Annotated in this window: 5 protein-coding genes; 1 reads left to right on the forward strand and 4 read right to left on the reverse strand. The window is 65.6% G+C overall.

The features are described 5' to 3' along the window. Positions 1-7: 7 nt before the first annotated feature. From GA0070621_RS04900 to GA0070621_RS04915, 4 genes are read right to left on the reverse strand one after another with little or no spacing between them, the layout of a single operon-like run. The gene (locus tag GA0070621_RS04900; RefSeq protein WP_167666591.1) at positions 8-3,382 is read right to left on the reverse strand and encodes a Swt1 family HEPN domain-containing protein; all 3,375 of its coding nucleotides are present in this window, start codon (positions 3,380-3,382) and stop codon (positions 8-10) included. Between the two features lies 1 nt (position 3,383). Then, positions 3,384-5,066, reverse strand: a complete 1,683-nt coding sequence (locus tag GA0070621_RS04905) for a DUF262 domain-containing protein (protein ID WP_091191940.1) — start codon at positions 5,064-5,066, stop codon at positions 3,384-3,386. Then, the gene (locus tag GA0070621_RS04910) at positions 5,066-7,879 is read right to left on the reverse strand and encodes a DUF1156 domain-containing protein (protein WP_091191941.1); all 2,814 of its coding nucleotides are present in this window, start codon (positions 7,877-7,879) and stop codon (positions 5,066-5,068) included. Before GA0070621_RS04910 ends, GA0070621_RS04905 begins: the two co-directional genes overlap by 1 nt. A gap of 22 nt (positions 7,880-7,901) precedes the next feature. Then, a complete protein-coding gene (locus tag GA0070621_RS04915; RefSeq protein WP_091191943.1) occupies positions 7,902-11,330 on the reverse strand; it encodes a helicase-related protein in 3,429 nt (1,142 codons plus the stop codon). A gap of 198 nt (positions 11,331-11,528) precedes the next feature. Here GA0070621_RS04915 and GA0070621_RS04920 point away from each other — a divergent pair, with 198 nt between their 5' ends. Further along, positions 11,529-14,195 (forward strand): DEAD/DEAH box helicase, encoded by a 2,667-nt coding sequence (locus GA0070621_RS04920; RefSeq protein WP_091202011.1) that lies wholly within the window; start codon positions 11,529-11,531, stop codon positions 14,193-14,195. Positions 14,196-14,592: the final 397 nt, after the last annotated feature.

A 14,592-nucleotide genomic window follows, 5' to 3' on the forward strand; every position in this document is an offset into this window, starting at 1 on the left:
CCCGCGCTTAGTGATCTTCCTCGAAGCCGGATTGGTCGAACTTGAGGGCGTTGCTGTTCTCTGAGACCGTGCGGATCTGAAACTCCGAGAACCCGTGGGGTGCCTCGGCCTCGATTTCGACGCGGACCTTCAGGTTGACCCCCGGCGTGGAGGTCAGGTGCTGGATCACCTCGTCCATCAGCTTCTTGAAGTCCAAGGCGTAGTGAGTCGAGTCGAGGGTCTTGCTCCCGAAGAAGTAGCCGATTGTCGGTTTCGGCGATGGGGCAGGCTCAGGACCGCGACCGGGCTGGGGACCAGGACCGGAGCCAGACCCAGTACTTGGGTTCGCCTCCGGTCCGGGCTCAGGGCCGGGTTCAGGGGTCGTCTCCCGCTGCCGCTGTGCGAGCGCCAGCTCGGGCTTGACCAAGAGCATGGAGTCGGTGGCCTGACCGAAGTTGCCGTCGGACGGCAACATAAGTCCCTTGTAGCGTTCGCCGTCGTACTCAAGGGCAAGAGCAAAGCCCTCCTGCTGCCACAACAGCGGCTGGTCCGCGATGCCACGGGCCAGCACAGACCTATCCCGCAGCCGTGGCATGTAGGGGTACGTCGTGTACTGGCGCCACAGATCGCCGACCTTGACGTGACCGTTCTCCCAAAGCTTCGGCAGTCGGTTGAGCCAGAGCGAGACTGCCGCGGCGGCCTGCTGGGTGGCTAGCGCGCCATCGGCGCCGAGCCGCTTCGAAACACGCTCCGCCAGCGACGTCGACTGTCCCTCCGCCTTTGTGCCGGTGATGACGAACGGTGATCCCGGGTTGGGAGCCTCCGGTACGAGAGCCCAGTGGTAGGCACCCAGCAGCCGAGAGCTGACAGTGTCCTGTGCCTGCCGCTTCTTGTCCGTCGCCTGGTTCTTCTGGTTCTGAGTGAGATCGAGCTCGTCGGCGTTGTCCAGTACGTGCGACCATCCGAGGTAGTCCCGTACCGCCGATTCCAGTTCCTCCATGCGGTTCACGTCGGCCGCCAGGAAGACCAGCATGTTGCGGTGTACCCGATGGGCGGTCCCACGGTGGTCGGTCGCGGACCGGGCGAACTTCATGGCGCTGGACTCCTGGTCCCCCTTCTTGTGGGTGACCTTGGGGTGCAGGATGACCAGCCGCGCCTCATCGGTGTCGGGGATGTCGCCGTTGTCCTCCGGGCAGATGTGCACGCCAGCGAAGTCGCCACGGCGCTGCGCCTGGTCGGCGAGCCTGTGGCGCACCTCGGCCCAGACCTCTTCGACGTGCAGCCGCTCGGCCTGGTCCTTGGCTCGGCGGGTGATGTTGGCCTGGAGGTCGTACCAGTACTTCCCTGACCCCGAGTAGAAGTAGGTCGCTCGGTCGCCGAGTGCTGCAAGCGCGGAGTGGAAGTTGCCCGGGATGTCGCCGGGGATCGCGGTGCCGAGGAAGACTCGCTGACGTTCCAGGCCCTTGTGCGCCGAGCCGATGGTCGGAGCGGCGCCGAAGAAGATGGCGCGGGCCAGCCGCTTGGTGACCCGGCGTGTCTGGAGCAGCGGCTTCTCGTTATCGATCTTCGTCGGCTCGGAGTTCGGGCCGTCGACGTCGGCGTCGATGATCGCCTTCCACGAGTCCTGCAGATACTGCGTGAGCTCGGAGTTCACAGCAGAAGTCGCGAGCGGAATCGACCCGGGCATGATCAGCGGACCGTTGTCTTCCCCCACCCACAGCGCGTGGATCACGGTGTTCATGAGGCGCAGCACGCCGCGCGTCCGCTGGAAGCGTTCGAGGCTCGACCAGTCCTCGTAGAGCCGGTCGAACAGCTCCGGGTGGATGGGGAAGGTCCGCTTGATTCGGTCCTCGTACGTCGAGTCTCGCGCCTCGCGGGGGAACTCGTCGCTGTGCTTGCGGTAGAACTCCACGAACGCTCGTGCCGTGGCGCCGATCGAGGCCAGCGCATTCGCGTCGGGGGCGACGAACAGCCGTTGCCGGACGATGTGGTAAGCCTCGTCGGGAGAGGCGGGACGCCACTGATTGGCGATGCGGCGCACGACGTTCTGGAGCCGCTGCAGCGCCGCGAGGCCGCGGCGTCCGCCGACCTCCTCGGCGTTTCCGGCGACGACCTCGTTGGGATCCTTCCCTGTCTCGGACGCGGGGATCGAGATGGCCAGCAGCACTCCGCTGGTTGCCTTGGCCGCCTCCGTCAGGGACTGGGCGAAGGTGAACTGGGTGTCGAAGGTGCCGCCAGTGATGCCGGCGGCGGTCGCCTCCTCGGGGTGGTCCGGCAGCTGCCGGGCATAGGCCACCCACTCGTCAATCAGAATCACCGCCGGCGAGTACGCCGCGAGCAGGTCGTGCAGCGCCCGACCGGGGTTGGTGCCGGCCCGGTCGGAGTCCGCAACCATCTTGTACGCCTCGGCACCGCCGAGCTGCCAGGCGAGCTCACCCCAGACCGTTCTCACCAAGGTGCCGTCCGGCTTGGTCTCGCCGGTGGGGGCGAAGTGGTTACCGACGATGGCGACCCGGTGGGCATCCTTGATCGTGTCGTAGCCCAGCGGCCCCAGCAGGTCCTGGGTGTCCTGAGGGAATGAGCCGAGTGGCGTGCCGCCGGCCAGGTGCCAGAGCGCCAGCATCGAGTGGGTCTTGCCGCCACCGAAGTTGGTCTGCAGATTGATGACCGGGGATGCGTTGTCGTCCCCGGTCATTCTCCGGACCGCGCGATCGACCAGGTCGCGCAGACCCTCCGTCAGATAGGTGCGAGAGAAGAACTGCACCGGGTCGGCATAGTCGTTGCCGGCCTGTCCCTGGGCAACCTTGAAGAGGTCGGCGGCGAACTCGGAGGCCTGGAAGTTGCCGGTTGCCACGTCGTCGTGCGGTCGCAGCACCTCGCGCCACGGCCGCAGCCCTGTCGAGTCGGCCGTCTCGGCGGCTGCCTTGAGGGTGCGGCGGTCGTCCTTCTCCGCCGTGACCCGGCGCAGATTCAGCCGGATCTTGGCAACTTCTGCGGCGGCACCGGAGGCACCGATCCCCGACAACAGCCGTTCCGCAGTGTCCAGCGCCCGGTAGGCATCGTCATTGCTGAACGAGTCACCGTGCGCCCAGCCGTTGCGCACGTCGCGCAACTCGCTGGCGTAGGACTGCTGGAGCTTCGACAGCTGGCCGTCGAACGGGAACCAGCCGGGCTTGACCTGGTGGGGAATGTTCTCGGTCAGCATGCGCAGCTGGAGCTGCGGATCCGTCGTCGAGTAGGCCTTTCCCGAGATCCCGTTCTTGGCGTCCTTGAGCGCGACCAGCTGTGTCCAGTCGTGGCCTTGCGACAGCTGGGGAGACACGACTCTCGTGATGAAGTCGTTCAGCGCCGGAGACAGCGCATCGAACATCTGGCCGATGCGGTCGCGGTTCGAGATCGCCATGTCAGTTGAGCTCCCACTCCTTGACCAGAATTCCCGTGAGCTCGGCCTGCCGCCGTTCAAGCACGTCCGGAGTCCAGACCGGCTCCATGATCACACTGGTTGTCAAGGCAAAGCCAGTGACACCGGCTGCGGGACTGAAGTACTTCTCCTTCTTTGTCGCGAAGTCGTAGTTCTGCGCCTGGCTGTTCTTGTTCCTGTTGAGCAGCAGCAGATTCCCGAGGCGGTGCGTCCAGAAGGCGCGCTCGTCCTCCGCGAAGTCCTTGACCCACTGGCTGTCGCTGCGCGGTTTCTGCGGAAGCACATGCTCAACGCTGATGGTCTTGTGCTTGTAGGAGACGCCGGGAGCGTTTGCCAGTAACTCGTCGAGCCTCAGCAGCACGTACTTCCGTACGGGTTGCACCTTGTAGAGCTCCGCGTCGAGGCGTTCGCGCGTCTCCTGCTTCTCGTCGGCAGTCAGGTCGAAGGCCGCCGCGCCGACACCGGCGCCAGCGTCGAGCTGCTTGAGTAGTTCGATGTACCGGGTCACCCGAGGGGTGGTGTAGACGCGCCGCAACAACATGCTGGCCGCGAGCCTCTCCAGCCGCCGCAGGAACGCGTCGAGAAACGCGGGGTCGTCGTCGTGGTTCTTCAGGGCCCACAACGCCGGCGGGCGCCAGTCGTTGTTGTCCAGCTGGACCAGGCGTCGCAGCCAGTTGTTGACCTTGGACCAGGCGGCGCCATACTCGTCGTAGTCTTGATTAAGCAGGTGAGTGTACGCCGTGGCGTAAGGGATGAGCATGTCATCGACGAAGCTCGTGGCCCTACCGGTCTTGGTATAGGCGTTGAGCACCTGCTGGGGAAACTCGATCAGTAGCTCGCGCTGGCCGCGTGCCTTCGCCACGATCATTCGGAGGTGCAAAAACAGGTCGGCGAAGGTCGTGCGCCCGAGGTTCTGCTCCGCGGTTTCCCACGCCTTCGCGTACGCCTGCTGCTGTGCCGCGTCGATAGAGCCGATCACTTCGGACTTGAAGATGTCCGAGGGCTCGAGGTCGAGACCTCGAGCGTTCATCACGCTGAAGATGCGGTGTGCGCTGGCCAGATCCGGCGTACTGACAACCACCAGGAAGGTCCGGTTACGGGCGAGGGCCGCGAGGGCATTGCGCTTGTCGTCGGTCCAGGACGACAGTCGTTCCTGCAACACCTTGGCGTTGTCCCGGATGGCCCGGTGGCTGTCGTTCGCCAGCGCATGGTCGCTGAGCTTCAGCAGGTCGTTCAGCCGGCCGGGGGTCTGCACGTACGTCGTGAAAAACCCGGAGTCCTGCTCCCGCAGCAGCAGGCGAGGCTTGGCCTTGATGCCGTCCAGGGCCACCCCTGGTTCCAGAACCATGTCGCGCAGGACGACAGCGGCCTGGTTGTTCTCGGCGAGATCCCGCAGAACGGCGAGCAGGATACTGAGCGTCGTCAAACGCTGCTGACCGTCGATGACGTCCGCACGCGGCGCGTTCTCATCCGGCTTGACTAGGACGAGAGACCCGAGAAAGTACGGCTCGGCTGCGTCCCGAACAAGTGCGTCCTCAAGGTCATCCAGGAGTTGCAGGGCCTGCTCTGTGCCCCACGCGTAGGGCCGCTGGTAGTGCGGGATGGCGAAGTCGAAGTCTGCAGAGAAGATCTTCTTCAGCGGATGCTCGTGCGCCTTCAGCGGCATCAGTCATCCTCCTGAGAGAAATCGAACTCGCCCTGTTCGTGAGGCTTCGGTGCGGCCTTGGACGCGTCGACGACGTCACCCCACGACTGGGCGACAGCGTTGAAGCTGATCGCGTCCTTGGCCCAGCCGTTCTTCTCGGCGATGGAGAACAGTAGGAACGCCAGCTCCTTGACCAGGTCGGGGTCGACGGCTCCGTCCGGACGGCTCTGCGCGGTCGCGAGGAACGCACCCGCCGCCGGAACCCCCTCGGTCTCGAGAATCCGGATTGTGTGGTGCAGTACCTCCCACGTCGATGTGTGCTCGTCGGCTAGGACGTCGTAGTCGGCCGGCGTGTCAGCAGGCTTGATCAGCGTGACCTTGCCGGCACGGCTGGTCAGGATCGCGTCGCGGTCCATCCGCTCCACCGACGTGTTCCGGGCACGAGCCAGGTTGTCGGCGTCACCGAAGGTGCCGGTGTTGTAGCCATGCTGGCGGTACCACGCGATCGCAAACCGGGTCGTGGCGTCGAAGTCGCCCTCCTGCTCGCTCAGCACCTGATCGAGGATCTCGTTGATGCGCGCGAGCGCCGATCGCACTGTCATCTGCGAGCCGTCCGGCTCCAGGACCTTCGAGTAGCGGCTGAACACCGCCATGCCGGGACCGATGGCAGCCTGCGGGAGGTCAACCGGGGCGATTGCGCCCTGCTGCAGCTTGCGTAGGGCGTCCGGCAGCTCTGCCTGAAGTGCAGAGATGAGGCCACGTCGATCCGTAGTTGGCGCCTCGTCAGACCGCGGACGCAAGGCCAAGACGATTGACGATGCGAGGGCATTTGTCCCGCTTGCGATCATGCGGTTGCTTAATTCGCTGCGGTTCGGCCAGGTGGCGGTGATCGCCCAACCACTACGAATCATGCCATCCAAAAGGGTTTCCCACCCAGACGAGGCAGTGCCCTCATCCGAGGCGTCGGACTGCTTAAAGGCGTACCAGACGGTGATCGGATAGTCAGCGTTGGCGCTCTTCCTTGCATTGGCGAAGACATTTCGGAAGCCGTTCTCAAAGAACTGCTTAGCGCCGTCCTTGCCGTTGTGTCGGTAGGGATTGGCCACTAGCTCTTCAGCCTTGGGAACCAGCATCGTGCTGAGCAGTTGCGGATGGATTGACCGAAGTGAGCGCCGGAGCCACACGTAGAAGAAGTCGGACAGGTCGGAGTATCCGATGTTGTCGTAGTAGGGCGGGTCCGTGTGAATCAAGGCCCCCTGGTAGTCACGGGTGCTGGCGTCGCCCTGCGATGCGTGTCCCTGAAAACCAAACGTCGGCAGGCGATCAATCGAGCGAGCTACCCATTCTAGGTCCTCACCATAGTTGCCAGACGAGGACCCCAAAACGTTCGCTTCAGCAAAATCCCATGCCATCGGAATCACCTGCCGAGCAAAGAGCCCGCGCACCGCCTCCATCTTTGCACTGCTATCCCAAGTACAGATGGAGGTGGACTTGTTAAGAGTCCGACTCAGAGCCATGGCCAAGTAAGACGCCACCGAATCGGCGTAGGCCGCGGCACCGGTGCCGCCTGACTCCAGTCTCTCGCCTTCGGCGATGCCGGCCTTTAGTGCGTCGCGTAGGACCAGCTCACGAGCCTCAGATACGAGATCACCAAAAGTCGTCAAAGCCACAAGTTGCCGATTTGTAAATGCGTCAGACCAGCGCGGCATGCCGTACATCGGCAGTCGATCAACGTCGTGGTTCGGAAATGGCACCGGTTGATCCGGGACGTCGACTGGACGGGGGACGTGTGCGGCCTCCTCGTGCTCGACGATTGGGGCCAAGTATGTGCGCTGCCGGCTACCTTCGGCGACGACTGCCATAAGGCGAGCCCCCAAGCCGATCGACGTGGCCTGATCGCGTATGTATTGGTTCGGCGCGGTGGCATCGCACGCAACGCATTTCGCATTGCCTCTAATCATCGTTCCGTCGTTGCTAGACGATGGGGCTCCTACCTGGTCGCTCGCGATCTTGAACACAACTCTCAAGCCCGAAGAATGGGACGGGTCACGGACGATACTTGGTACGACGTAAGCTTCCTTGCCCTTCTTCTTCCCCAGCCACCAAGACCGTACGAGGGGCATTTCGATGCCGCAGGCAGGGTTGGGGCAGGTGACGGTGCGGGCCCAAATCCAGGCGATGACTGTTGCCTGCGACCCATCGGAACGCTTGACCTTCGGGTAGAGATGGCCGATCCGCTTTTGGGCCTCGTTTCGCATCCAGCCGCCGTAGGCCCGTATGTCTGCGGCCAGCCCGGCGGCGCCCTTCCAGGCCCGGATCTCGGATTCGGCCAAGCCGGGGAAGACGGGCTGCCGGTCGCGGAATTTCGGGGGGATCTCGATGAGCGCCTTGTTGATCAGGACCGCCACCGGGTTGAGGTCGGAGGCGTGGGCTTTCAGGCCCAGTCTCTGTGCCTCTAGCGGGATCGTGCCACCACCAGCGAAAGGGTCCAGGATCGGCGGTGGGTTGCCGTCGCACGACTGCAGAATCTCCGCCCGGGCCTCGGCGAGTAGGCGTTCGTCGCGGATGTTTTCCCAGACCACGAGGCGCTCGATGATCTTGTGTAGCCGCTCACGCTCGGCGCGCCGTGCCTCCTCGGTGGGAAACTTGTCGGGACGCGACGACGGGTCGTCGACGAGCTGAGCGAACAAGACCGCCCGTGCCGCGGCTAGCGGCCGCCGAGCCCACCACAGGTGCAGGGTGGAGGGGTGGCCGTGGCGGATCGACTTCTCCCGCGCCGACTCACGGTTAATCGTCTCCAGCGGGAGAGCGACCTCGATCAGCTTGCGCTTCATCAACTTCCTCTAGCTCTATAGATCAGAAGGGCGCGGTGCCGGCGGCCCAGGTCTTCGGCCAGTTGACGCGGACGCCGGTGGCAGCGAGGCCGCCGAAGTCGACGCTGGCGAAGGGGTCAGCGACGTACCGTACCTGGTCGTGTTCGGGGCCGGCCTTGCTGACGGTGACTAGGGCGAGCCGGTAGTGGGGGACGGCGTTCTTGCCGGTGACGATCTCGTTGTGGGTGACGTAGAAGTCCTCGGCGCCCTCGATGCGCGCTTTGACCTCTATACGGATCGAAGGGCCGCCGTCGGCGGGAAGGGACAGGATGTCGTAGCCGGGGTTGTTGAAGGCCTGCTCCTGCGGTTTCCGGCCGAGTGCAAGCTCGGTGGCGAGCACCAGTTCGACGCCGCGCCGCTCGACCGCCTTGGTCTCCTTGGCATGGATCGGAGCGTCGGCGGGGATCTCAGCATTGACCATTGACAACGGCAGCACGAGCGCGGCCGTCATGATGCGCGGCGGCTTGGTTACCAACTGGGCCTGTTGGTCAAGCAACGCGAGACGGGCCTCCCGGCGGGCCTGGAGTTCCTGTGCCTTGCGCAGAAGGCTCTCGGAGCTTTCCTTCGGCTTGACACCGGCATGCTCCTTCTCCTGGGCGGCGATCGCCTCGCCGATCAGCCGATTCGACTCGTGCGCCAACCGCTGGTCGACCCGCGTTCGGGTGCGCTCGATCTCGGCGAGCCGACGGGGCGAGACCTCGGCGAGGTAGTCCTTGAGCTGGTGGCCGATGATCCAGGTCCGGGCCCGGGACTCGGCGTCACCGAGCCAGGCCAACTTCTTGGCCGCAGCCACGGCCGGGGTGTTCGGGGCGGCCACGCAGTCGAGGTACGGTGCAGGGCCGGCGGGCGTGACCTGGCCGGTGGCGTCGACGTAGGCGTAGCCGAACCGGCGCGCGATGGACTCCTCGGTGCCGTCGACGACCTCCTCGACGACACCGACCAACAGGGTCGGCTCCTCGACCTCTGGGGAGACCAGGACGGTGCCGCGCTCGAGGGTGGGTCGGAGTTGGGCGATGGTGAGCTCGGCGACGGCGTCGTGGAGCGGATGCCCGGGCGCGAGGAGGTCGGCGCGCGGCCTGTCGGCGACGTCGATGCGGTCGAGCTCGAAGGTGACCCGCTCGTAGCGCGTGGCAACGGGGCCGTGCTTGGTGACGGCGCGGACGGCCGCGGGGACGTGCGTGATCTCGTAGCGGCCACGCTCACGTTTGGCGAGCCGACCTCCGAGGCGCTGGAACGCGAGGCGGAAGGCCCATTCGATGTAGTGCGGCTGCAGCCGGCGGGCGCGGGCCTCCTCCATGAGTCGCTGCATCTGTGCCAGGTCGGCGTCGGACATGGCGTCGTGGGTGAGTGCGCGTTCTTCGAGGAGTTCCTTGAGCCCGTGGGCGACCGTCTCGTCGATGACCTGTTCCATCTTGGCCCGGGTCTCGGGGAGGTCGCCGTATCGGATGGCTTCGATCAACAGTTCTCGCAGCGGGGTCTCGTCGAAGGCCGACCCCAGGACGTCGAAGACCTTGCCGCCGTAGGCCTTGCGCTGCTCCTCGACCTTCAACAGCAGCCGGCTGAACACCTCGCCCTCTCGGGTGTTAGCGGCGACGAGGTTCCATAGGCGGCACACCTCGGTCTGACCGATACGGTGGACGCGGCCGAATCGCTGCTCGATGCGGTTGGGGTTCCACGGGAGGTCATAGTTGACCATCAGGTGGGCGGCTTGAAGGTTGAGGCCTTCGCCGGCTGCGTCGGTGGCCAGGAGTATCTGGCAAGCCGGGTTCTTGGTGAACTCCTCGGTGACGGCCCGCCGGTCGGCGCGCCGGACACCGCCGTGGATGGCCTGCACCGTGTCCGGCTTGCCGAAGAGCGAGCGGATCTTGCGAGCCAGGTAGTCGAGGGTGTCGCGGTGCTCGGTGAAGATGATCAGCTTGCGGGGCTTCTCGGCGCCGGGGTGGATGAGGTCGTTGTCTTCGAGGATGTTGCGCAGCTCGACCCACTTGCGGTCGGTGTCGAGGTTGCGGACCCGGCGGGCGACGTAAATGAGCTTGTCGAGGTCTGCCAGTTCAGTGTTGAGCTCGGCGATGGTGCGAGCTGCGGTGGCGGCGTCGAGCAGCTCCTCCTCGATCTGCTCAACCTCTTCGGCGCTGTGCTCGTCGTTGTCCCAGTCGCGGGGGTTGATCGGAGCGGGCTCGTCGCTGACCCCGCGGCCCTGGATCAGGTCATCGCGGCGGCGCTTGAGTCGTTCGGCGCGCCGGACCAGGGACTGATAGATCGCCTCGGGGCTGGAGGCCAGACGTCGCTGGAGCACCGTGAGCGCGAAGCCGACGGTGTTGCGACGCTTGTCGTCCAGCCGTGCGGCACGGTTCATCCCTTCGCGTACGTACTCGGTGACGCGCTCGTAGAGGTCCTGCTCGTCTGCGGTGAGCTCGTAGGGCACGGTCTGAGCAATACGTTCCGGGAAGAGCGGTTTGCCCTCGAAGGTGAGTAGATCCTCCTTGACCATGCGTCGCATGAGCCCGCTGGTGTCCGGGTTGTGTATGCCGGCCTTGAACTTGCCTTCGAATCCGTCGCGCTCGAGCAGGGTGAGGAAGAGTTGGAAGTCCTCCTCCTTGCCCGCGTGCGGGGTGGCGGTCATCAGCAGCAGGTGCCGGGTGCGGTCACGCAGTTTTTCTCCGAGCTGGAAGCGGCGGGTCTTATTGATCTTGCCGCCGAAGTAGTTCGCGCCCATCCGGTGGGCCTCGTCGACGACGACGAGGTCGAACTCGGCGTCGTCGAGGTGGGCGGTCAGGTCTTCGTTGCGCGCGAGTTGGTCCATCCGTGCGATGAGCAGCGGATACTGCTCGAACACGCTTGACCCGAGCGCGGCGTCGACCATGGCCGTGGTGAGGATGTCGAAGCGCAGACCGAACTTGAAGAACAGCTCGTCCTGCCACTGGTCGACCAGCCCACCGGGGGCCACGATCAGGCAGCGCTTCACGTCGTCACGGAGCAGGAGTTCCTTGACGTACAGGCCAGCCATGATCGTCTTGCCGGCGCCGGGGTCGTCTGCCAGCAGAAACCGCAGCGGCATGCGGTCGAGCATCTCGCCGTAGACGGCCCGGATCTGGTGCGGCAACGGCTGCACATCGCTGGTGGCCACCGCCAGCATCGGGTCGAACAACCCGGCCAGAGAGATCCGCTGGGCCTCGGCGACCAGCCGGAACTCGTCGGCAGCGGCGTCGAACGGTCGGCTGCCCGCGTCGGAGAGTTTCAATTTGGCCTCGTCGGCCCGGAAGAGCACCTGCTGGCGCAGGCCGCCGTCGAGGGTCTTGTAGGTCAGCTCAACGGCTTCGCGGCCGTGCCATTGCGCCGCGAGGACCGAAACCGTCTCGCCAGGAACCACGCCGGCCACGCGGACGCCAGCCGACAGATCCTCGAGCCTCACCAGCTACCTCCTGATCGACAGCTCGCAGAGCTTACCGACGAGCACCGACACTACTGACGAGCACAAGGCCGGCACAGGCTGCGTCAGCTGGTGTTGCGTTTGTCGGTGTCGCTTTTCTGACAGCTGTCTTCGGAGGTCCCGTTCAGGTAAGGGGTGCACTACGATCCGTCCGCAAACCCCTCGATTTCTGCGGTGAGCATGAACAAGACAGAGCGCGAACAGATTCGTCGCCTCATGGCGGACTTCACGCAATGGCGCCACCGTGCCGAGGAGGTACAGGACTGGCACCAGGCTGTCCAGGACGCCGCCAGCAGCGATGAACGAGCCCTTCGCTCACGGAGCGTCATGGTCGGCCGGGCCGGCCAAGCCGCCTGGCGTGTGCTCCCGCTCCGAAAGAGTGACATTGGGGTCGTCAGGCGCCTGTGGGAGCGGGCCACGCTTCCCGTACCGGCGGCCCACGATCGCACCTTGCTGCAGCTGCTCACCACGGACGTACCCCGTGCCATCGCCGACGTCGCCGCCATGCTTGGCGTACGTCGTTTCTTCACCGGGTCGGCGAAGAAACAATCGGCGGCCGCGGCTGCCGAGTTTTTGCGCCATCACCACGCGGCGATCCTTCGAAACGATCAGCCTCGTCGCTTGGAGTGGCTCGGTGCCTTCACCGCGCGCGCCGACCCACGACGGCTGAAGCTCGAGCTCCTGCTCGACCCGGCCATCCGCTTCGACCTCGTCTCCGGGCAGACCGCTTCGGCGATCCTGGACCGGTCGGTCGTCGACGGACTGCCCGAGGCGCTGGATGCCATCGACAAGGTTGTCGCAGGCGAAGCCTCGTACCGATCGGCGGCGCAGAAGGCGGGTGAGAAGGTCAGACGCGCCGAGGTCCAACGAATCCTGCAGGAGATGCCTGTGGAGGCGTTGAAGACCGCCACCCGCGATCGACTTCGGCTGGGGCCACTCGGCGAGGCGGGGATCAGCACGGTGCAGGACGTGTTGAACGTCGGCTTGGCCCTTCAGGCGCTGCCGGGCGTCGGGGAGACCTCAGCACGCCGCATGCTCGGAGCAGCGCAAACCCTCTGGCAGACGACGTACGACGAGATGCCAGTCCGCATTGACATCAATCACCGCCATTCAGAGACCACTCAACTGCTGCGCTGCCTCACCGAATGGGACTCGTGCCGGCAGACCCGAGGAGCGGCCGCCGACCTCGAACGTGCATCCGAGCTCGCACCGCTGCGGGCAGCGATCAACGGCGAAACCAGTCACCTGCTTGTCATTCCGGCCAGGCAGCTCGCCGCCTCGGGGCTCTCCGAGAGCATCCAGATCGTCAAACGGCGGGCCGAGCTGCTGGGCATGTCATCGGGATCCGGTCGCAAGAGCGCCGGCGCGGACCCATGGGAAGACTTCCTCGCTCGACCCGCCGACTACTTCGCCATGCTTGCCGAGCTGGGGTTCGTCACCGAGGACGAGAACGCGGTGCACGGCGATCTCCCGGAGGAGATCATCCAGGCGGTACGCGATCAGGCACTCGACGGTGAACACCTGACCGCCTCGCTGCGCGGCTACCAGAGCTTTGCGGCCCGCTTCGCCCTGGTACAGCGCAAGGTCATCGTCGGGGACGAGATGGGCCTCGGGAAGACCGTCGAGGCGATTGCAGTCCTCGCACACCTGCGCAGCAGGGGTAAGACGCACTTCCTGGTGGTGTGCCCGGCTGCGGTGGTGACCAACTGGGTTCGCGAGGTCACCGGCAAGTCGAAGCTGCGCCCGCATCGGGTCCACGGACCGGAACGCGAGCGGGCAGCCCGTACCTGGATGCGGGATGGCGGCGTGGCCGTCACGACCTACGAGACCCTGGCGTGGTGGGAGCCGGCGCTGCGGGAGCTCCGCGATCTGGCGTGCGTCGTGGTCGACGAGGCTCACTACATCAAGAACCCTCAGGCACGGCGGACGACCAGGACCAGGGAACTCATTGCGCGCTCGGACAGGGCGATCCTCCTCACCGGCACGCCACTGGAGAACAAGGTCGACGAGTTCCGCAACCTTGCCTCCTACGTACGCCCTGACCTCACCGTTGACGCCACCGACCTGTCGCCGAGGACATTCCGGCGGCAGATCGCGCCGGCCTACCTGCGCCGGAACCAGGAAGACGTACTGACCGAACTCCCCGAGCTCATCGAGGTCGAGGAATGGCTTCCCATGTCCACGGCGGACAGCTCACGATATCGAGGGGCGGTCGAGCGCGGGAACTTCATGGAAATGCGCCAGGCGGCGATGCTCCAGGGAGCCCAGTCCACGAAGATGCAGCGCCTGATCGAAATCGTCCGCGAAGCGGAGGAGAACGAGCGGCGAGTCATCGTGTTTTCCCACTTCAGGGAAGTGCTCGGCCTGGTTGCCCGGTCGTTGCCGGGGCCGGTCTTCGGGCCACTCACGGGGTCAGTGCCAGCCAGTCAGCGCCAGCAGATGGTGGACCAGTTCTCGTCCGCCAGGCACGGCGCCGTCCTCGTCGCCCAGATCGTGGCCGGCGGCGTCGGGCTCAACATCCAGTCCGCATCCGTCGTCGTCATCTGTGAACCTCAGCTCAAGCCCACCACTGAGGCACAGGCCATCGCCCGCGCGCACCGCATGGGGCAGGTGCAGTCGGTGCAGGTCCACCGGCTGCTGTCCGAGGACAGTGTCGACCAGCGGATCACCGAACTGTTGGCCGGTAAGAAGCGGATATTCAATGAGTTTGCCCGAGTCAGCGAGATGGCCGACTCCACGCCAGAGGCGGTGGACTTGTCCGAGGCTGAACTCGTCCGCGAGGTCGTGGCCGCTGAACGCCAACGCCTCTTCGAACGTGCCTCTGCCAAGACCAACGCAGCCGAGTGACCGCAGCGAGCATCAAGAGATAGACCGCCGGCACGGACGCGTGGTCCTGGTGGGTCTCCGACACGTACGCGCCATCAGGCCGATGATGTGGTGTCACGGGCATGACCACGCGCGATGTAGGGGAGGGTGCCGCCTGCGTCAGCGTGCTGGCGTGCCGCGCGGGCTCGGGTTACGGCGCCTCCGGCGGGGGCGCTCCGGCTCCAGGATGGCCGTGGGCCGTCTGCGGCCGCCGGCTTCGAGGGTGGTGGCGGTGGGCCATCCTGTCTGCCATCGACCCGGGCAAGCCGAGCAGACCGCCGCCCGACCCGCCAGCGTACGCGCGGGCGGCGAGGTCCGCGGGCTGTGGCGGGCCGGGCGGCGGCCCGCTCCCCGTCGGGCGGGTCGATGGCAGACAGGA

The sequence above is a fragment of the Micromonospora narathiwatensis genome, from assembly GCF_900089605.1.
In the GTDB taxonomy this organism is placed as follows: Bacteria; Actinomycetota; Actinomycetes; order Mycobacteriales; family Micromonosporaceae; genus Micromonospora; species Micromonospora narathiwatensis.